This is a genomic window from Burkholderia sp. Bp8984, from assembly GCF_003853755.1.
Classification (GTDB): Bacteria; Pseudomonadota; Gammaproteobacteria; order Burkholderiales; family Burkholderiaceae; genus Burkholderia.
Window position 1 is genome coordinate 109,750 of sequence record NZ_QTQN01000017.1, and the last position, 18,804, is coordinate 128,553.

Here is an 18,804-nt window from a genome sequence, read left to right on the forward strand (position 1 = left end):
ATGCGACAGCCCGCCGCTTACTTCGTGGCGACGAGATGGAACTTGATCTGCACTTCGTCGGCGACGATCGACGTGTCCTTCCACTCGCCGGTGCCGACGTTGAACGCCGAACGCTTGATCGGCAGCACGCCGTCGAAGGTCTGCGTCGCGCCGCTCTGCGTGACCGTGACGGGCACGGTGACGGTCTCGGACTTGCCCTTGATCGTCAGCTTGCCGGTCACGTTGTACTTGTTGCCGCCGGCCGGCGCGATCGCCGACGACGCGAAGGTCGCCTGCGGATACGCCTTCGCGTCGAACCAGTCCTTGCCCGTGACCTGCTCGTTGTACATCTTGTCGCCGAGGTCGAAGCTCGCGATGTCGATCGACATTTGCGCGCTGCCCTGCGCCGCCTTCGCGGGGTCGAACTTCACCTGCGCGGAGAACTTCTTGAACGCGCCTTCGGTCGGCACGTTCATCTGCTTCGACACGGCGGACACCTTGCTCTTCGAGAGATCGACGTCGGCATGCGCCGCGGCCGACGCGACAAGTGACACCGCGGCGAATGCGGTCAGCATGGAGCGGGAGAAAGACACTTTCATGGGATCCTTCATTTGGCGGAGGGAAGCATCCGCGACAGCAGGCCGTCGCGGTCCAACAACTGGTGCTTGAGCGCCGCGAGCACGTGCATGGCGACGAGCGCAAGCAGAATGTAATTCAAGGACACGTGCAGCGTCTTGAAGGTTTCCTTCAGCACCGGATCGGGATCGATCAGGCGCGGCAGCGGCACGATGCCGAGGTAGACGACCGGGATGTTCGACGCCGAGCTGTACAGGTAGCCCGTGACCGGGATCACGATCATCAGCACGTACAGCAGCATGTGCACGCCGTGCGACACCGCGCGCTGCCACGCCGGCGTGTCGCCCGGCAGCGGCGGCGGCACGTGGGTCGCGCGCCACAGCACGCGCGCGACGGCCAGTGCGAACACCGTCACGCCGATCCACTTGTGCCACGAGAAGTACTTCAGCTTCGTCGGCGTGAAGCCGGGGATGTCGGTCATGACCCAGCCGAGTGCGAAGCCGCAGACGATCAGCAGCGCGATCAGCCAGTGCAGCGCGATCGCGGTGTGCGCGTAGCGTGCCGGCCCGGCCGGCGGCGATTTCGATGCCATCTTGGATTCCTCAGTTGAGCGAACGGCTGCGCCGGCCCATTCGTCCGACGCTTGTCAAGGCCGCCATGCTACCGCAACCTTTTGCCACGCGCGGACTCTGAGGACACGCGCGCCAGCCGGCTGCCAGGTTTACGCCATGTTACCGACCGGTCACGCGGCAACCGGGCGTTGACACGTCGAAAAAGCCGTTTTGGTAAGATTGGCGCGGGTTCCGGCCCCGTCGACGCGTCTCCCGCCCGTCGAACAACCGCTTTTCCCATGCAACGACACGACCTGATTGCCTGCCACGAATGCGACGCACTGTTGCATAAACCGCACCTCGCGCGCCGCGAAATCGCACGCTGCCCGCGCTGCGACGCGCTGCTCTATCGCGACAGCACCACGCAGATCGAGCGAATCAGCGCGCTGGCGGTCGCGGCGCTCGTCACGTTCATCATCGCGCAGGGATTCCCGATCCTCGAAATGGACCTGAACGGCACCCGCGTGCAGACGACGCTGATCGGCGCGATCGACGCGCTGTGGCATCAGGACATGGAGATCGTCGGCGTGATGGTGTTCTGTTCGACCGTGCTGTTCCCGCTCGTCGAGATGGCCGCGCTGCTTTACGTGCTGCTGCCGATCCGGCGTGGCGTCGTGCCGCCGGGCCTGAACTTCGTGCTGCGCATGATCCAGTTCGTGCGGCCGTGGGGGATGATCGAGGTGTTCATGCTCGGGATCCTCGTGACGATCGTGAAGATGGTGAGCCTCGCGCGCGTCGTGCCCGACGCGGCGCTGTTCGCGTTCGCCGCACTCACGCTGATGACCGCCGTCGTGCTGATGTTCGATCCGCGCACGCTGTGGGACATGGCCGACGACCTGCGCGCCGGGCGCTCGCCCGTGCGGCCCGACAACACCCCGCCGCGACCGGAAGCCCCCCGCCGATGACGACGCCGACCGCCGCCCGCGAGGGCTATGCCAGCTGCCACGCATGCGGGCTCGTGCAGACGATCGACCATCCGCACGCGCATTGCGCGCGCTGCGGCAGCGCGCTGCACATCCGCAAGCCGAACAGCATCATGCGTACCTGGGCGCTGCTGATCGCGGCCGCGATCCTCTATATCCCGGCGAACCTGCTGCCGATCCTGCACACGTCGTCGATCGTCGGCTCGCAGGAAGACACGATCATGAGCGGCGTCATCTATTTCTGGACGTCCGGCGACTGGCCGCTCGCGGTCGTCGTGTTCGTCGCCAGCATCCTCGTGCCGATGCTCAAGCTCGGCGTGCTGACGATCCTCGTCACCAGCGCGCAGCGGCGCGCCACGTGGCGGCCGCTGCAGCGCACGCGCCTGTTCCGGATCGTCGAGCGGATCGGCCGCTGGTCGATGCTCGACATCTTCGTCGTGACGCTCACCGTCGCGCTCGTCCATTTCCGTTCGCTCGCCGTCATCACGGCCGGCCCCGGCGCGCTCGCGTTCGGCTCGGTCGTGATCCTGACGATGCTCGCGTCGATGCAGTTCGATCCCCGCCTGATCTGGGATCCAGTCGAAACCTCAGGGAAACACCATGAATAGTCCGCAAGGCCCGCAGCACGATGCGTCCCGGCCGCCCGATCCCGCGATCTCGACGAAAAGCGGCTGGCTGCCGTCGCTCGTCTGGCTCGTGCCGCTGATCGCCGCGCTGATCGGCATCGGCCTCGTGATCAAGTCCGTGCGCGAGCGCGGCCCGGAAATCTCGATCAGCTTCCACAGCGCGGAAGGGCTCGAGCCGGGCAAGACGCAGGTCAGGTACAAGGACGTCGAGATCGGCACGGTCAAGACGATCAAGCTGTCGAAAGACCTGTCGCGCGTGCTGGTGCAGGTGCAGCTGAAGAAGGAAGCCGAGGACTTCGCGATCAAGGGCTCGCGCTTCTGGATCGTGCGTCCGCGCATCGGCGCGACGGGCGTGTCGGGGCTCGGCACACTGCTGTCGGGCGCGTACATCGGCGTCGATGCCGGCCACGGGCAGGACACGCAGACCGACTTCACCGGCCTCGAGACGCCGCCGCCCGTGACCGGCGACCAGAAGGGCACGCAGTACGTGCTGCGCGGCGATTCGCTCGGCTCGGTCGACATCGGCTCGCCCGTCTACTACCGCCGCGTGCAGGTCGGCCAGGTGGTCGGCTTCTCGCTCGACAAGGACGGCACCGGCGTCACGTTCAACGTGTTCGTCAATGCGCCGTACAACCAGTACGTCGGCGTGAACTCGCGCTGGTGGCAGGCGAGCGGCGTCGACCTGCGGCTCGATTCGAGCGGCCTGAAGCTGAACACGCAGTCGCTCGCGACGGTGATCCTCGGCGGCATCGCGTTCCAGACGCCGCCGAACCAGGACAGCGGCGCGACGGCGCCGAACAACACGACCTTCCGCCTCGGCTCCGACGAGGCCGACGCGATGCGCGATCCGGACGGCCAGCCGCTGCAGGTCGTGATGAACTTCAACCAGTCGCTGCGCGGGCTCGCGGTGGGCGCGCCGGTCGACTTCCGCGGCATCGTGCTCGGCGAAGTCACGAACATCGGCATCGACTTCGATCCGAAGACCAAGAACTTCCTGATGCCGGTGACGATGAACGTGTATCCGGAGCGGCTCGGACCGCGCTTCCGCGAAACGATCGAAAGCAAGGGCGAACCGGCCCGCCGCGAGATCGTCGAGCGCCTGGTCCAGCACGGGCTGCGCGGCCAGCTGCGCACGGGCAACCTGCTGACGAGCCAGCTGTACGTCGCGCTCGACTTCTTCCCGAAGGCGCCGGCCGTGAAGATCGATACAGCGCGCCAGCCGCTCGAGCTGCCGACCGTGCCGAACACGCTCGACGAACTGCAGCTGCAGGTTGCCGACATCGCGAAGAAGCTCGACAAGGTGCCGTTCGACCAGATCGGCGCGAACCTGAACAGCGCGCTGTCGAATGCCGACAAGCTGTTCAAGCAGCTCGACACGCAGGTCGCGCCGGAAGCGCGCGACACGCTGTCGGCCGCGCGGCAGACCTTCTCGACCGCCGAGGTGACGCTGCAGCAGGATTCGCCGCTGCAGTCCGACGTGCGCGGTGCGCTGAAGGAACTCACGCGCACGCTGCAATCGCTGAACGCGCTCGCCGACTATCTGGAGCGCCATCCCGAATCGCTGCTCAAGGGCAAATCAGGAGATCGATAATGACGACGACACGCGTGAACGTCCTCGCGAGCGGCGCGGCGGCAGTGTTCGCCGCACTCGCGCTCGCCGCGTGCAGCTCGCCGCCCGCGCGGTTCTATACGCTGAGCCCGGCCGACGCCGCGGCGCCCGTGCGCACCGCACCCGCCAACCCGCCGTTCCTGATCGAGGTGCCGTCCGTCGGCGTGCCCGAACAGGTCGCGAAGAACCAGCTCGTCGTGCAGAAGAACGCCGCGCAGGTCGACGTGCTCGAGCAGGAACGCTGGGCCGCGCCGCCCGCCGACGAGATTCGCCGCGCGCTGTCCGACGACCTCGCCGCACAGCTCGGCACGATCGACGTCGCGAATTCCGCGTATCCGGCCGGCGTGCCCGTCTATCGGATCAGCGTGAACGTGCAGCGCTTCGAGTCGTGGCCCGGCAAGCGTGCGGCGATCGATGCGGTGTGGAGCGTGCGCGCGGTCGGCACGCAGGCACTGATGACCTGCCGCACGAGCGTCGCGGAACCGGTCGCCGACGGCTACGACGCGCTCGTCGCCGGTCACCGGCGCGCGCTCGACGTGATTGCATCGCAGGCCGCGTCCGGCGTGCGCGCGCTCGCCGCGCGGCGCGGCTCGACGGCTGCCTCGACCCCGTCGACGACCGCGTCCGGCAAGGCAGTGGCCGCCGCGCCCGTCATGCCCTGCCCGGCCAATCCGACGCCCGGCGGCGACGCGAGCGCGAGCGTCAAGTCCGGCGCGTAAGCGCGGCGCGCGGCCGGCGTCCGGTGCCTGCGCGCCTGCGACCGGATTCGGCACGCGCTGCCCGATAGTCCTCGTCGGCATCGATCCGCGTGCGCGCGCCGCCGCGCACGCGAACCCGCCGCCCTCGTCGCCACGGCCGACGCAGCACGGCATCCATCGGCCGGACGGCCGCTTTGCAGTGTTTGTCAAAATCCGCCGGAACCGGCGCCATGCAATGCGGTCGGCTTGCGTTTTCGCGCCCGATTGACGATCCTACGCACTTTCCGGCGCGTGCCGCCTGTCGCGCGCGCCAGCCGGCGGCGATCCGCCCGTTGTGGCCGGCCCGGCCGCCGCGTCTCCCGGGGCTCGCACGCGTGTTCGCGTGCACCGTATCGGGGCAGCCGCATCGCGGGTCGCCGCGCATCGTCCGGCATCCCGACCAGCTTCACCGTTCTCGCCGGCGCCGCGCCGTGTGTTCCCGGCCGGCATCCCGAACCCGCCCGTCCAGGGCTATCGCTATTCCGTTTATGTTTCATTCCCTGACGACCCTGATCAAGAAGTGGCGCGCGTCGCGCAATGCGGGCCACCAGCTCGATGCGCTGCTCGCGCATGCCGACGCGGACGCGCCGTACGCCGAGCGCAGCGAATGGCTGATCGAGCTCGCGCACTGGCTGCGCCGCAACGGCGCGATGCAGGCCGCGCACGACACGCCGGCCGCACGCGATGCCGACGCACGCGCGTATCCGGCGCACGCGCGGCTGCGCTACCTGTTCCACGTGCTCGACCGCAACCCGGCATGGAAATCGCACGCGGCGCGCATCCTGCGCGGGATCCTGCGCGAATGCGACGGCATCTCGCTGCTGTGCGACGCGGGGATGCCCGTGCATTCCGGTTTCTTCGGCGCGCTGTTCGAGCGCATCGACTCGTCGCTGATCCCGCCGGCGCCGAACCGCCGTGAGCTGACGGCGCTGTTCACGCTGATGTTCCCGACGCCGGAAGACGCGCAATGGATCGACGCGCTGCCCGACGACCTGCTTGCCCGCCTCGCCGAGCTGATCTCGTTCGACGTCACCGACGAAGAACGCCACGAGCCCGGCTCGTTCTCGCGCGACCTGCTGGCCGCGCTGCACAACCTGACCTGCCAGATCAGCTCGACCGGCCTGTCGCAGACGGTGCGCAGCCGCCTGTCCGACGACGACGCGCGCAAGCCGCTCGAAACGCAGCCGTTCTACCGCCTCACGCGTGCGATGCTCGCGGTCGAGACCGCCCACGCGGCCGTCGAGGACGGCGGCGACCCGAGCAAGCTGCTGCACGAGGTGAATTACCTGCGCGTGCTGCTCGACGAATGCCGGATCGCGGTCGACGACGTGTTCGCGCACCTGTACCGCAACGGCGTGTCGGTCGACATCGTGTTCCAGGTCGAACGGATGCGCATGCGCATCCTGCGCGCGGAACTGCTGCTCAACGCGTGGATGGCACGCGACGACCTGCGCGGGATGGCGCGCCTGACGGCCGAGCTCGTCGACGCGAACCAGAACAGCCAGAGCGTGTCGCACCTCGTGCGCAGCAACTTCTCGCTGTTCGCGCGCAAGCTCGTCGAGACCAACGCGGACACCGGCGAGCACTACATCTCGCGCGGCCGCGCCGAGTACCTGAAGATGCTGCGGATGGCCGCGGGCGGCGGGCTCGTCACCGTCGTGACCGTGTGCGTGAAGTTCGCGATCACGGGCGCGCACCTGCAGTCGATGCTCGAAGGGCTGCTCGCGGGCGTCAACTACGCGGCCAGCTTCATGCTGATGCACTTCCTGCACTTCACGCTCGCGACCAAGCAGCCCGCGATGACCGCGCCGACGCTCGCGCGCGAGCTCGACGACACCGGTCACGAGGAAGGCGTGAAGGCGTTCGTCGCGTCGGTGATCGCGCTGATCCGCACACAGGCCGCGGCGATCTCCGGCAACGTGCTCGTCGTGCTGCCCGTCTGTCTGCTCGTGCAGCTGTTCGCGGGCAACCTGCTGCACGCGAACCTGATCTCGCCGGAAAAGGCGCATGCGACGCTGCATTCGTTCTCGCTGCTGGGCCCGACCCCGTTCTATGCGGCGCTCACGGGCGTGCTGCTGTGGGCGTCGAGCCTGCTCGCGGGCTGGGCCGACAACTGGTTCGTGCTGCACCGGGTCGGCGACGCGCTCACGTACAACCGCCGGCTGCGGCTCACGCTCGGCGCGTCGGGCGCCGCGAAACTCGCGCACTTCTGCCGCTCGAACGTCGCGGGCGTGGTCGCCAACGTCGGCCTCGGCCTGATGCTCGGCCTGATCCCCGCGATCGTCACCGTGTTCCTGTTCCCGTTCGAGGTGCGGCACGTGACGCTGTCGGCCGGCTCGATCGGAATCGCGCTCGGCGTGCTCGGCAAGGGCGCGCTGAGCACGCCCGAACTCTGGTGGGCCGGCGCCGGCGTGCTGAGCATGGCGATCCTCAACGTGCTCGTGAGCTTCGCGCTCGCGTTCACGATGGCCGTGCGCTCGCGCAGCCTGCGCCGCACCAAGGTGCGCGCGCTGGTCGGCGCGATCGTCCGCACGGTGCTCGCGAAGCCGTCCGCGCTGTTCTGGCCGGCCGGCGGAACGGCCGCGCGCGCCGGCCAGCCGGGCTCGCACTGAGCGTTCGACGGCGGCGCGCCCGCCCGGGCGGGCGCCGCCGCGCGGCCCGGCGGGCCGCCCGTCACGGCCGGCCGACCCGCGCCGGCGTCCCGAATCCGACGCAACGCCGGCCCCGGGCGCCCGCGCCGCGTACAATAGTGGACTTTTGCACGTCCTCACCCGCCTTATGTCCTCGCCCACCCTGTACGAATTCTTCGCTCCCTGCCCGCGCGGCCTCGAAGCGGCGCTTGCCGCCGAGCTGGCCGAAATCGCCGGCCGCCATCTGGACGGCGCGCCGTTCACCGCGGGCGCGCAGGTGCCGGGCGGCGTCCATTTCCGCGGCGGCTGGGCCGCCGGCATGGCCGCGAACCTCCATTCGCGAATCGCGAGCCGGATCCTGCTGAAGATCGCGCACCGCCCGTACCGCAACGAACAGGACGTCTACGCGCTCGCGCTCGAGCAGCCGTGGGAACGCTGGTTCGCGTCGACGCAGACGCTGCGCGTCGACATCACCGCGATCAAGTCGCCGCTGAAGAGCCTCGAGTTCGCGACGCTGCGCGTGAAGGACGCGATCTGCGACCGGATGCGCGACAAGACCGGTTCGCGCCCGAGCATCGACACCGGCGCGCCGGACGTGCGCGTGTTCGCGTTCCTGACGGCCACCGAGTGCACGCTGTACCTCGATACGTCGGGCGAGCCGCTGTTCAAGCGCGGCTGGCGCCTCGACAAGGGCGCGGCGCCGCTGCGCGAGAACCTCGCGGCCGGCATCCTGCGCCTGACGGGCTGGACGCCCGGCACCGCGCTGTACGACCCGATGTGCGGCAGCGGCACGTTCCTCGCGGAAGCCGCGCAGATCGCACTCGGCGTCGCGCCGGGCGTCGAGCGCCGCTTCGGCTTCGAGAAGCTAAAGCAGTACGACATCACCGCATGGCAGGGCCTGAAGGTCGCGGCGCTCGACGCGAAACGCGCGGCGCGCGGCAAGCGCGATTCGCTCGGCGTGTACGGCAGCGACATCTCGGGCGACATGCTCGAGAAGGCGCGCGCGAACCTCGAGCGCGCGGGCGTGCCGTCGGTGTGGCTCAAGCAGGTCGATGCGCGCGGCATGACGCCGCCGTGCGACGGCCCGGGCATCATCCTCGCGAACCCGCCGTACGGCGAGCGGATCGAGGTGCGCGGCCGCAGCGCGCGCGGCGAGGTGCGCGAGACGGGCCGCAACCGCGGCAACGACGACGCATTCCGCCGCACGCACACCGACGCGCCGGACAGCGAGTTCTTCAACGCGCTCGGCGATGCGCTCAAGCAGCGCTTCACCGGCTGGCAGGCGTTCCTGCTGACGTCGGACCGCTCGCTGCCGGGCCAGCTGCGCCTGCGCGAATCGGCGAAGACGCCGCTGTTCAACGGCGCGCTCGAATGCCGGCTGTTCCGCTTCGACCTGATCGCCGGCAGCGTGAAGGCACGCCCGGCCACGCCGGAAGGCGACGCCTGATACGCGACGCGGCGGCTGCGGCCGCCTGCTGACACCCTGACGATGCCCGGCCAATCGGCCGGGCATTTTTCTTTCCGCCGCACCCAGGCGAGCGGCGCCACGCGCGCCGCCGAGGTTCCGCGCGGTCGTTGCGGGAGCGAAGCCGCCGTTTGTCAGCGTCATTTGTCAGCGTCGCCACGACTACTGACAGCACGCTGTCAGCAGCCCCCGGTCACACTGCAATCCCGGCGCAATGCAAGGCTGGTTTCCATCAAGAACCCGAACAACACGGAGCTCGTCATGACGTCCGCAACTGCAACCGACACCGCAACCCTGGAACGCGCGATCGCGTGGTTCGACATCCCGTCCCTCGATTTCGACCGGGCGATCCGTTTCTACGAAACCGTGCTGCAGACGACGCTGCAGCGCGAAGTCATCGGCGGCGTGCCGATGGCCATGTTCGATCACGAAGCGTCGAGCACGGGCGGCAGCATCGTGTTCGATCCGCAGCAGATGAAGCCGAGCGCGAACGGCGTGCTCGTCTACCTGAACGCCGGCGAGTCGGTCGTCGCGGCACTCGAACGCGCGAAGCGCGCGGGCGGCGTCGTGCAGGGTTCGGTCGTCGAGTTGCCGAACAACTACGGCTACATCGGCTACCTGATCGACACCGAAGGCAACCGCGTCGGCCTGCACGCGCCGAAATGCCACTGAGTGCGTCCACCCTCCGGCCGGCGCGGCGCTATCATCGCGAAGTCCCCGTAGCCGTTGGAGTCGAGGTGCAGCCATGACGCGCCGTGCCGACCGCCTGTTCCAGATCGCCGAGCTGCTGCGCGGGCGGCGTCTCACGACCGCGCAGCAGCTCGCCGACTGGCTGTCGGTGTCGCCGCGCACGGTCTATCGCGACGTGCGCGACCTGCAGCTGTCGGGCGTGCCGATCGAAGGCGAAGCCGGCATCGGCTACCGGCTGAACCGCAACGCCAGCCTGCCGCCGCTCACGTTCACGGCCGAGGAGCTCGCGGCGCTCGCGGCCGGCGCGCGCATGCTCGAGACCTGGGGCGGCGCGCGCTTCGCGGGCGGCGCGCGTTCGGCGCTCGCGAAGATCGCGTCGGCGATGCCGGCCGACAAGCGCACCGCGCTCGATCGCCTGCCGGTGTTCGCGCCGTCGTTCCACATCGACGAGACGTTCTGCGCGAAGGTCGACGCGATCCACCAGGCGGTCGACACGCATCACGTCGTCAGCTTCGACTACCGCGACCGGCTCGGCGCGCACACGAAGCGCCGCGTGTGGCCGCTCGGGCTCGTCTACTGGGGCGGACGCTGGACGATCGGCGCATGGTGCGAGCTGCGCGACGACTTCCGCACCTTCGACATCGCGCGGATGGGTGATATCTCCGTGCACGAGCAGTTTCCGGACATGGAAGGCCGGCGGATCGCCGACTACATGCGGATCGCGGAAGCGCCGATGCGCTGAGGCGGGGAGAGCCGCCGCCCGCTGAATGCCGCGCCGCGGTTCGGCGGTTCGGCTACCTGGTTGTCCGGCGGTCTGTCTGGCTGTCCGGCCGCCCGACTGTCAGGCCACCTCGCCGCCATTCGCACGCCGGGGCGTCCGCGCCCCGGTCGCACCCGTCACTCGCCGAACACCACCGACCGCTTCGGCCGCTCGTCGACGTGCAGCGAAAACACGTCCGGGCGCGCATAGTGCCCGACCACATCGAAGTCGTAACGCGCGCGCACGAGTTCGTCGGTATCGATACGCGCGGTCACGAGCCCGGTCTCGCCGATCAGCGGCTCGGTCAGCAGGTCGCCGAGCGGCCCGACGATCACGCTGCCGCCGCGGATCAGCGGCCGCTCCGGATCCCAGCCCGGCACGTCGATGCCGAGCGCGCGCGGCGACGGCTGCACCTGGCAGGCGCTCACGACGAAGCAGCGTCCCTCGTGCGCGATGTGCCGCATCGAGCTTTGCCACAGGTCGCGCTCGTCGACGGTCGGCGCGCACCAGATCTGCAAGCCTTTCGCATACATCGCGCAGCGCAGCAGCGGCATGTGGTTCTCCCAGCAGATCACGGCGCCCGCGCGGCCCGCGGCCGTGTCGACCACCGGCAGCGTCGAGCCGTCGCCCTGCCCCCAGATCAGCCGTTCGGTGCCGGTCGGCATCAGCTTGCGGTGCTTCGCGACGAGCCCGTCGCGCGGATCGAAGAACAGCGCCGTGCAGTACAGCGTGCTGCCGCCGCGCTCGATCACACCGACCACGAGGCTCGCGCCCGTGCGCTGCGAGAGCGCGGCCAGTTCGTCGGTTTCGGGGCCCGGCACGTCGATCGCCTGCGCGGCGTAGCGCGCATACGCGTCGCGGCCCTCGGGCAGCCGGTAGCCGAGCCGCGTGCCGAAGATCTCGCCTTTCGGATAGCCGCCGAGCACGGCTTCGGGCAGCACGACGAGCGACGCGCCGCTGTCGCGGATCGCGGTTTCGTAGCCGAGGATCGTGTCGAGCGTGGCGCGCGTGCCGGCGGGCGATGCGCCGATCTGCAGCGCGGCGATGACTGAGGTGGACATGACGACGTCTCCGGTGAATGGGGTGACGCCATCTTTATCGATATCATTTCATCGATCAAATCGATACGACGATAACTGACATGAATACGGATGATATCGCCGGGCTCGACCTGAACCTGCTGAAGGTGTTCGAGGCGCTGTACGAGGAAGGCGGCGCGAGCCGCGCGGCGCTGCGGCTCGGCCTCACGCAGTCGGCCGTCAGCGCGGCGCTCGCGCGGCTGCGCGTGATCTACGCCGACCCGCTGTTCGTGCGCACCGGCCGCGGGCTCGCGCCGACGCCGCGCGCGGACGAGCTCAAGCCGATCCTGTCCGACGCGCTCGATCGCTGCCGCGCGAGCCTCGCGATCGCGGCCGACGGCGGCGAGCGGGTCGGCCGCACGATCTCGATCGGGCTGTCGGACGACTTCGAGATCGCGCTCGGCCGCGCGCTGATCGACGCGGTCGCGCGGGAAGCCGCGGGCATCCGGCTGATCTTCCGGCAGACCCACAGCGGCATCGCGGGCGACGCGCTGCTGCGGCACGGCGTCGATCTCGCGATCGCGTCGGGCGGGTTCTCGGCGAACGGGCTCAGCCGGCGCGCGGTCGCGACGGGCGGCTACGCATGCCTGATCGATCCGGCCGGCCGGGCGCGCGCGCCGCGCACGCTCGCGCTCGCCGATTTCCTGCGGCGCGATCACCTGCTCGTGTCGTCGGGCGGCGTGATCGGGATCGTCGACGAGGCGCTGGCCGCGCTCGGCCACAAGCGGCGCGTGGCGGCGTCGACCACGCATTTCGCGGCGCTGCCGTACCTGCTCGCCGGCTCCGACGCGGTGGCGACGATACCGGCGCACGCGGCCCGCGCGATCGCGCAGTCGACGTCGCTGCGTGCGCTCGCGTGCCCGGTCGAACTGCCGCGCTACCCGGTGGAAATCGGCTGGCGCACGAGCACGCAGCGCGACCCGGCAATCGTGCGCGTGCGGGACACGATGGCCGCCTGCGTCGCGACGATCGTCGCGCCATAAAAGGGCGCGATGCGGCGTGCACCGGCGAGGCGAGGGCGAGAGCACGGGGTCGGATTCGTCTAACGTAATGGCCGGCAGCGTCCGGGCGCAACCGGTAAAATGCCGATCCATGAAACCCGAAATCTGGACCCCGCATGTGACCGTCGCGGCGCTCGTCGAGCGCGCCGGTCGCTTTCTCGTGATCGAGGAAGAAACCTCGACGGGCCTGCGCATCAACCAGCCGGCCGGCCATCTCGAGGCCGGCGAGACGCTCGCCGACGCCGTGATCCGCGAGACGCTCGAGGAAACCGCGCATCCGTTCGTCCCCGATGCGCTCGTCGGCGTCTATCTCGCGCACTACGACCGCCCCGGCAGCGCCGGCGCGACCTACCTGCGCTTCACGTTCTGCGGCACGGCCGGCGAGCCGCTGCCGGGCCACGTGCTCGACGACGGCATCGTCCGCACGCTGTGGATGAGCGCCGGCGAACTGCGCGCGTGCAGCGAGCGTCACCGCTCGCCCGCGGTGATGCGCTGCGTCGACGACTATCTGGCCGGGCGGCGCATTCCGCTCGATTTCGTGCACACGCATTCGGTCGCGCCGCGCCCGGACGCATTCGACCGTCAGGCGGTAAACAAATGAGCAAGCGCCGTGTAGTAGTGGGCATGTCGGGCGGCGTCGATTCGTCGGTGACCGCGTGGCTGCTGAAGGAACAGGGATACGACGTGGTCGGCCTGTTCATGAAGAACTGGGAAGACGACGACGACGGCGAATACTGCTCGACGCGCCAGGACTGGATCGACGTGGTGTCGGTGGCCGACCTGATCGGCATCGACGTGGAAGCCGTGAACTTCGCGGCCGAATACAAGGACCGCGTGTTCGCCGAATTCCTGCGCGAATATTCGGCCGGCCGCACGCCGAACCCCGACGTGCTGTGCAACGCCGAGATCAAGTTCAAGGCGTTCCTCGACCACGCGATGTCGCTCGACGCGGAAATGATCGCGACCGGCCACTACGCGCGCGTGCGCGAGCGCGACGGCCGCTTCGAACTACTGAAGGCATTCGATCATACGAAAGACCAGTCGTACTTCCTGCACCGGCTGAACCAGGCGCAACTGTCGAAGACGATGTTCCCGCTCGGCGAGATCCCGAAGACGAAGGTGCGCGAGATCGCCGCGCAGATCGGCCTGCCGAACGCGAAGAAGAAGGACTCGACCGGCATCTGCTTCATCGGCGAACGGCCGTTCCGCGACTTCCTGAACCGCTATCTTCCGACGAAACCCGGCCCGATGAAGACGCCGGACGGCAAGGTGGTCGGCGAGCACATCGGCCTCGCGTTCTACACGTTCGGCCAGCGCAAGGGCATCGGCCTCGGCGGCAGCAAGAGCGGCAGCGGCGAGCCGTGGTTCGTCGCGGCGAAGGACATCGCGTCGAACACGCTGTACGTCGTGCAGGGCCACGACCATCCGTGGCTGCTGTCGCGCGAGCTCGTCGCCGGCAACGTGAGCTGGGTCGCGGGCGAACCGCCGGCCGACGGCTTCGCGTGCGGCGCGAAGACGCGCTACCGGCAGGCCGATGCGGCATGCGCGTTCGGCGCCGCCGCACCCGGCCCGGCCGGCGAAGCCCGCTTCTCGCTCGCCTTCGACGACGCGCAATGGGCGGTCACGCCCGGCCAGTCGGCCGTGCTGTACGACGGCGAGATCTGCCTCGGCGGCGGCATCATCGAGTTCGCGGCCACCGGCCAGCCCGGCCAGACGGCGCCGGCACCGGCGGCAGCCCGCGCGGGTGCGCTCGCCGAAGCACGCTGACATCCATTCGGTTTAGACTTGCGGCACGCCGCGCCCGGCGGAACACGATTCCGCCGCGGCCGGTGCGCCGCCGCGCAGCGTACGCATGGCGGCATTTCAAGATGCAGGGTCTATTCATGTATGGAACGCACATGCGTTGCCACGAGAACGGCCGCTCGCGAGGCGCGCGACGCCGCGAATACTGACGTATTCGCAAGGAGCGCAACGCGGCGAGCGGCCGTTCTCGTGGCAACCCCAAATTAAGAAATTCATGTCACGGGAATGCCCGAAATCGCCCGCATGGCGGCATCGCTCGTCACTTGTTTGGCTCGGCCAAACGGCGCTCCTCGCTCCTTGCCCTGCGCGCGCTTTCGGGCATTCGCATGCGCGTTCCATACATGAATAGACCCTAGGAGTCCCCATGCTTTCCAGACGCTACCTCGCGATGTGGTGTGCCGTCCTGCTGCTCGTTGCCGCGGCCGCGCTCGCGTCGATCCACGTGCTTTCCTGGCTGTGGATCATCATCCCCGTCGCCCTCGTCGCCGTCGGCCTGTACGACCTGAACCAGGACCGTCACGCGATCCTGCGCAACTACCCGCTCTGGGGCCATTTCCGCTTCCTGTTCGAGTTCATCCGGCCTGAAATCCGCCAGTACTTCGTCGAGGACGACACCGACGAGAAACCGTTCTCGCGCGCGCAGCGCAGCCTCGTCTACCAGCGCGCGAAGAACGTCGCCGACAACCGCCCGTACGGCACCGAACTGAACGTGAAGTCCGTCGCGCACGAATGGATCAGCCACTCGCTCGCGCCGACGAAGCTGCCGAACCACGACTTCCGCATCCGGGTCGGCGCGAACCGCGCGCAGCCGTACGACATCTCGATCTTCAACATCTCGGCGATGAGCTTCGGCTCGTTGTCCGCGAACGCGATCCGCTCGCTGAACCTCGGCGCGAAGAAAGGCGGGTTCGCGCACGACACCGGCGAAGGCTCGCTGTCGAAGTACCATCGCGAAAACGGCGGCGACATCATCTGGGAAATCGCGTCCGGCTACTTCGGCTGCCGCAATGAGGACGGCACGTTCAACCCGGACAAGTTCGCGAAGCAGGCCGCCGATCCGCAGGTCAAGATGATCGAGATCAAGCTGTCGCAAGGCGCGAAGCCGGGCCACGGCGGCGTGCTGCCGGCCGCGAAGATCACGCCCGAGATCGCCGAGACGCGCGGCGTGCCGATGGGCAAGGACTGCATCTCGCCCGCGACGCACTCGCAATTCTCGACGCCGCGCGGGCTGCTCGAATTCGTCGAACGGCTGCGCACGCTGTCGGGCGGCAAGCCGACCGGCTTCAAGCTGTGCATCGGCCATCCGTGGGAATTCTTCGGGATCGCGAAGGCGATGCTCGAGACGGGCATCGTGCCCGACTTCATCGTCGTCGACGGCGCGGAAGGCGGCACCGGCGCGGCGCCGCTCGAATTCACCGACCATGTCGGCGTGCCGCTGCAGGAGGGCCTGCTGCTGGTGCACAACACGCTCGTCGGGATCGGCGTGCGCGATCGCGTGAAGATCGGCGCGAGCGGCAAGATCATCAGCGCGTTCGACATCGCACGCACGCTCGCGATCGGCGCGGACTGGGTGAACTCGGCACGCGGCTTCATGTTCGCGGTCGGCTGCATCCAGGCGCAGCACTGCCACACCGACCGCTGCCCGACCGGCGTCGCCACGCAGGACCCGGTGCGCCAGCGCGCCCTCGTCGTGCCCGACAAGGCCGAGCGCGTGTTCAACTTCCACCGCAATACGCTGCACGCACTGCAGGAACTCGTGCAGGCGGCCGGCCTCGGCCATCCGTCCGAGCTGCGCGCGCATCACATCGTGCAGCGCGTCGCGCCGCACGAGGTGCGGCTGATGTCGCAGCTGCTGAAGTACCTGAAGCCCGGCGCGCTGCTCGACGGCCAGACCTGCGGCTATACGCTGTACGACAAGTGGTGGCCGATCGCGCGCAGCGATTCGTTCGTGCTCGGCGAAACCGTTTACACGTCGATCGAGTAACGCGCGAGCGCCCGCCGCCGGGCAGCTCGCCAAAGAGAAAAGCGCCCCGCGGGGCGCTTTTCTCTTGTCTGCCCGATCCGCGGGCGGCGGCAGGTCAGCCTTGCGGCAGCGTGTCGACGAACGTCTGCCGCTGCGACAGCTTCACGAAATGCTTGTCGAGATTCGGATGGCGGTCGCGCCAGTTGAGTTCGGACATCCGGAAGTCGAGGTAGCCGAGCGCGCAGCCGAGTGCGATGTCGGCGAGCGTGTAATGATTACCGACGCACCACGTCTTGCCGCCGAGGCCCTGCGACATCGCGACGAGCGCGTCGTCGATCTTGCGCTGCTGGCGCGCGATCCAGCTCGCGCTGCGCTGCGCTTCGTCGCGCAGCGTGTGTTCGAGACGGATCGCCACGGCCGCGTCGAGCACGCCGTCGCCCAGCGCTTCCCAGCACCGCACTTCGAGCCGCTCGCGTCCCGACGGCGGAATCAGCTTGCCGACCGGCGACAGCGTGTCGACGTATTCGCAGATCACGCGGGAATCGAACACCGCGGCACCATCCTCCATCACGAGACACGGGACCTTGCCGAGCGGATTCGATGCATGAATGTCCGTCTCCGGCGCCCATACGTTCTCGAGCTCCAGCTTGTAGTCGATCTTCTTTTCAGCAAGCACGATCCGCGCCTTGCGGACGTACGGGCTGCTGAGCGAACCGATTAATTTCATCATCTGCCTTTTCAAGGGAACTGCCGAGAGTATACGTTGTCGCCGATCATAACCGGCCGGCGCGGCCCGATAGAAAATCGCCCGTCCGGCCTGTGGATGGTTTGCAACAGCCGCCGCCGAGCCCCGTCCGGCGCGGCTTGCGGCCGTGTCTCTCACGCGCCGCGTCCGACGGCGCTACAATCGCACGATGAATGCGCCCCTCGATACCGCCATCGCCGTCGACGTCTACCGCCAGCGCCGTGAACGCGTGCTTGCCACACTGCGCGCCGCCGGCGGCGGCGTCGCCATCGTTCCCACCGCGCCGGAAATGCTGCGCAACCGCGATACGGCCTTTCCGTACCGGCATGACAGCTACTTCCACTACCTGACGGGCTTCACCGAGCCGGACGCCGTGCTCGTGCTGAACGCGGCCGGGTCGCACGGCGCGCCGGAATCGATCCTGTTCTGCCGCGCGAAGAATGCCGACCGCGAGATCTGGGAAGGTTTCCATTACGGGCCCGAGGCCGCGCGCGATGCGTTCGGCTTCGACGCGGCCTACGCGGTCGACGTGATCGACACCGAAATGCCGCGCCTGCTCGCCGATGCGGGCACCGTGCACTACCGGTTCGGCGCGTCGGCCGAGTTCGACCGCCAGCTCGCCGGCTGGATCGATGCGGTGCGCGCGCAGGCGCGCAGCGGCGTCGCCGCACCGGACGCGCTGCTCGACCTCACGCCCCTGCTCGACGACATGCGGCTCGTGAAGGACGAACACGAACTCGCGATCATGATGCGCGCCGCACACATCTCCGCGCTCGCGCACCGTCGCGCGATGCAGGTGTGCCGCCCGGGGATCCGCGAGTACGAACTCGAGGCCGAGCTGCTGTACACGTTCCGCAAGCATGGCGCGCAGGCGCCCGCGTACGGCTCGATCGTCGCGGCCGGCGCGAACGCGTGCGTGCTGCATTACCCGGCCGGCAACGCGGCCGCGCGGGACGGCGACCTGATCCTGATCGATGCCGCGTGCGAACTCGACGGCTACGCGTCGGACATCACGCGCACGTTCCCGGCCAACGGGCGCTTCTCGCCCGCGCAGCGCACGCTGTACGACATCGTGCTCGCCGCGCAGCAGGCCGCGATCGACGCGACGCGCGCGGGCGTGCCGTTCGAGGCGCCGCACGACGCGGCCGTGCGGGTGCTGGCGCAAGGGCTGTTCGATACGGGCATCATCCCGAAGACGCGCTTCTCGAGCGTCGACGACGTGCTCGCCGAGCGCGCGTACGCACGCTTCTACATGCACCGCACCGGCCACTGGATCGGCATGGACGTGCACGATTGCGGCGACTACCGCGAGCGGCTCGCCGCGCGCGACGCCAACGGCGCGCTGCCGTGGCGCACGCTGAAAGCCGGCATGACGCTCACCGTCGAGCCGGGCCTGTACGTGCGCGCCGCCGACGACGTGCCGTCCGAATACTGGAACATCGGCATCCGCATCGAGGACGACGCGATCGTGCGCGAGCACGGTTGCGAGCTGATCACGCGCGACGTGCCGGTGGCGGCCGACGAGATCGAGGCGCTGATGCGTGCGGGCGCGGCGCACGGCGCGTGAGCGTGCCGCAGGTTGCCAACGCGCCGATGCCGGGCCGCCG

17 protein-coding genes are annotated in these 18,804 nt (G+C 69.0%); 13 read left to right on the top strand and 4 right to left on the bottom strand.

The genetic code is table 11. The annotated features are described in order from the left end of the window. Nucleotides 1-17 precede the first annotated feature (17 nt). Nucleotides 18-578, bottom strand: a complete 561-nt coding sequence (locus DID98_RS18795; RefSeq protein ID WP_124520275.1) for a YceI family protein — start codon at nucleotides 576-578, stop codon at nucleotides 18-20. 8 nt (nucleotides 579-586) lie between these two features. Next, nucleotides 587-1,147: a cytochrome b gene (locus DID98_RS18800; protein ID WP_124571192.1), complete on the bottom strand. Its 561-nt coding sequence runs from the start codon at nucleotides 1,145-1,147 to the stop codon at nucleotides 587-589. 258 nt (nucleotides 1,148-1,405) lie between these two features. On the opposite strand from DID98_RS18800, the gene DID98_RS18805 reads away from it, so the two are divergent. The 8 genes from DID98_RS18805 (at nucleotide 1,406) to DID98_RS18845 (ending at nucleotide 10,588) form a co-directional block, all read left to right on the top strand. Next, a complete protein-coding gene (locus tag DID98_RS18805; protein WP_124551333.1) occupies nucleotides 1,406-2,071 on the top strand; it encodes a paraquat-inducible protein A in 666 nt (221 codons plus the stop codon). Beyond that, nucleotides 2,068-2,697, top strand: a complete 630-nt coding sequence (locus DID98_RS18810; protein WP_124487981.1) for a paraquat-inducible protein A — start codon at nucleotides 2,068-2,070, stop codon at nucleotides 2,695-2,697. Before DID98_RS18805 ends, DID98_RS18810 begins: the two co-directional genes overlap by 4 nt. Then, nucleotides 2,690-4,306 (top strand): intermembrane transport protein PqiB, encoded by a 1,617-nt coding sequence (locus DID98_RS18815; protein ID WP_044844014.1) that lies wholly within the window; start codon nucleotides 2,690-2,692, stop codon nucleotides 4,304-4,306. The genes DID98_RS18810 and DID98_RS18815 overlap by 8 nt, the downstream gene beginning before the upstream one ends. After that, entirely contained in the window at nucleotides 4,306-5,043 is a 738-nt protein-coding gene (locus tag DID98_RS18820; RefSeq protein ID WP_124571193.1) for a membrane integrity-associated transporter subunit PqiC, read from the top strand. Before DID98_RS18815 ends, DID98_RS18820 begins: the two co-directional genes overlap by 1 nt. Nucleotides 5,044-5,549: 506 nt before the next feature. After that, nucleotides 5,550-7,673, top strand: coding sequence for a site-specific recombinase (locus DID98_RS18830; RefSeq protein ID WP_124571195.1), 2,124 nt, complete (start codon nucleotides 5,550-5,552; stop codon nucleotides 7,671-7,673). 166 nt (nucleotides 7,674-7,839) lie between these two features. Next, nucleotides 7,840-9,138 carry a class I SAM-dependent RNA methyltransferase gene (locus tag DID98_RS18835; RefSeq protein WP_044848269.1) on the top strand — a complete coding sequence of 433 codons (1,299 nt, stop codon included), beginning with the start codon at nucleotides 7,840-7,842 and terminating at the stop codon, nucleotides 9,136-9,138. 279 nt (nucleotides 9,139-9,417) lie between these two features. Then, complete coding sequence (locus tag DID98_RS18840) at nucleotides 9,418-9,828, top strand: VOC family protein (RefSeq protein WP_044848270.1); 411 nt, start codon at nucleotides 9,418-9,420, stop codon at nucleotides 9,826-9,828. A 73-nt stretch (nucleotides 9,829-9,901) separates the two neighbouring features. Beyond that, nucleotides 9,902-10,588 (top strand): YafY family protein, encoded by a 687-nt coding sequence (locus DID98_RS18845; protein ID WP_044848271.1) that lies wholly within the window; start codon nucleotides 9,902-9,904, stop codon nucleotides 10,586-10,588. A gap of 155 nt (nucleotides 10,589-10,743) precedes the next feature. Here DID98_RS18845 and DID98_RS18850 read toward each other — a convergent pair whose 3' ends face one another. Then, the gene (locus DID98_RS18850; protein WP_124520273.1) at nucleotides 10,744-11,667 is read right to left on the bottom strand and encodes a carbon-nitrogen hydrolase family protein; all 924 of its coding nucleotides are present in this window, start codon (nucleotides 11,665-11,667) and stop codon (nucleotides 10,744-10,746) included. An 80-nt stretch (nucleotides 11,668-11,747) separates the two neighbouring features. On the opposite strand from DID98_RS18850, the gene DID98_RS18855 reads away from it, so the two are divergent. The 4 genes from DID98_RS18855 (at nucleotide 11,748) to DID98_RS18875 (ending at nucleotide 16,473) form a co-directional block, all read left to right on the top strand. Beyond that, the gene (locus tag DID98_RS18855) at nucleotides 11,748-12,668 is read left to right on the top strand and encodes a LysR family transcriptional regulator (protein ID WP_124571196.1); all 921 of its coding nucleotides are present in this window, start codon (nucleotides 11,748-11,750) and stop codon (nucleotides 12,666-12,668) included. A gap of 109 nt (nucleotides 12,669-12,777) precedes the next feature. After that, nucleotides 12,778-13,287, top strand: coding sequence for an NUDIX hydrolase (locus DID98_RS18860; RefSeq protein WP_124571197.1), 510 nt, complete (start codon nucleotides 12,778-12,780; stop codon nucleotides 13,285-13,287). Further along, nucleotides 13,284-14,453, top strand: a complete 1,170-nt coding sequence (gene mnmA / locus DID98_RS18865) for a tRNA 2-thiouridine(34) synthase MnmA (RefSeq protein ID WP_124487986.1) — start codon at nucleotides 13,284-13,286, stop codon at nucleotides 14,451-14,453. Before DID98_RS18860 ends, mnmA begins: the two co-directional genes overlap by 4 nt. 400 nt (nucleotides 14,454-14,853) lie before the next feature. Continuing rightward, nucleotides 14,854-16,473, top strand: a complete 1,620-nt coding sequence (locus tag DID98_RS18875) for an FMN-binding glutamate synthase family protein (RefSeq protein WP_044848276.1) — start codon at nucleotides 14,854-14,856, stop codon at nucleotides 16,471-16,473. Between the two features lie 94 nt (nucleotides 16,474-16,567). On the opposite strand, the gene DID98_RS18880 is transcribed toward DID98_RS18875, so the two are convergent. Continuing rightward, entirely contained in the window at nucleotides 16,568-17,179 is a 612-nt protein-coding gene (locus DID98_RS18880; protein WP_044848297.1) for a glutathione S-transferase family protein, read from the bottom strand. A gap of 187 nt (nucleotides 17,180-17,366) precedes the next feature. On the opposite strand from DID98_RS18880, the gene DID98_RS18885 reads away from it, so the two are divergent. Further along, nucleotides 17,367-18,764, top strand: a complete 1,398-nt coding sequence (locus DID98_RS18885) for an aminopeptidase P N-terminal domain-containing protein (RefSeq protein ID WP_124571198.1) — start codon at nucleotides 17,367-17,369, stop codon at nucleotides 18,762-18,764. Nucleotides 18,765-18,804: the final 40 nt, after the last annotated feature.

Excerpts from the sequence above, each read along its gene's own strand:
- DID98_RS18795 (WP_124520275.1), bottom strand. The coding sequence starts at position 578 with ATGAAAGTGTCTTTCTCCCGCTCCATGCTGACCGCATTCGCCGCGGTG.
- DID98_RS18800 (WP_124571192.1), bottom strand. The coding sequence starts at position 1,147 with ATGGCATCGAAATCGCCGCCGGCCGGGCCGGCACGCTACGCGCACACC.
- DID98_RS18805 (WP_124551333.1), top strand. The coding sequence starts at position 1,406 with ATGCAACGACACGACCTGATTGCCTGCCACGAATGCGACGCACTGTTG.
- DID98_RS18810 (WP_124487981.1), top strand. The coding sequence starts at position 2,068 with ATGACGACGCCGACCGCCGCCCGCGAGGGCTATGCCAGCTGCCACGCA.
- DID98_RS18815 (WP_044844014.1), top strand. The coding sequence starts at position 2,690 with ATGAATAGTCCGCAAGGCCCGCAGCACGATGCGTCCCGGCCGCCCGAT.
- DID98_RS18820 (WP_124571193.1), top strand. The coding sequence starts at position 4,306 with ATGACGACGACACGCGTGAACGTCCTCGCGAGCGGCGCGGCGGCAGTG.
- DID98_RS18830 (WP_124571195.1), top strand. The coding sequence starts at position 5,550 with ATGTTTCATTCCCTGACGACCCTGATCAAGAAGTGGCGCGCGTCGCGC.
- DID98_RS18835 (WP_044848269.1), top strand. The coding sequence starts at position 7,840 with ATGTCCTCGCCCACCCTGTACGAATTCTTCGCTCCCTGCCCGCGCGGC.
- DID98_RS18840 (WP_044848270.1), top strand. The coding sequence starts at position 9,418 with ATGACGTCCGCAACTGCAACCGACACCGCAACCCTGGAACGCGCGATC.
- DID98_RS18845 (WP_044848271.1), top strand. The coding sequence starts at position 9,902 with ATGACGCGCCGTGCCGACCGCCTGTTCCAGATCGCCGAGCTGCTGCGC.
- DID98_RS18850 (WP_124520273.1), bottom strand. The coding sequence starts at position 11,667 with ATGTCCACCTCAGTCATCGCCGCGCTGCAGATCGGCGCATCGCCCGCC.
- DID98_RS18855 (WP_124571196.1), top strand. The coding sequence starts at position 11,748 with ATGAATACGGATGATATCGCCGGGCTCGACCTGAACCTGCTGAAGGTG.
- DID98_RS18860 (WP_124571197.1), top strand. The coding sequence starts at position 12,778 with ATGAAACCCGAAATCTGGACCCCGCATGTGACCGTCGCGGCGCTCGTC.
- mnmA (WP_124487986.1), top strand. The coding sequence starts at position 13,284 with ATGAGCAAGCGCCGTGTAGTAGTGGGCATGTCGGGCGGCGTCGATTCG.
- DID98_RS18875 (WP_044848276.1), top strand. The coding sequence starts at position 14,854 with ATGCTTTCCAGACGCTACCTCGCGATGTGGTGTGCCGTCCTGCTGCTC.
- DID98_RS18880 (WP_044848297.1), bottom strand. The coding sequence starts at position 17,179 with ATGAAATTAATCGGTTCGCTCAGCAGCCCGTACGTCCGCAAGGCGCGG.
- DID98_RS18885 (WP_124571198.1), top strand. The coding sequence starts at position 17,367 with ATGAATGCGCCCCTCGATACCGCCATCGCCGTCGACGTCTACCGCCAG.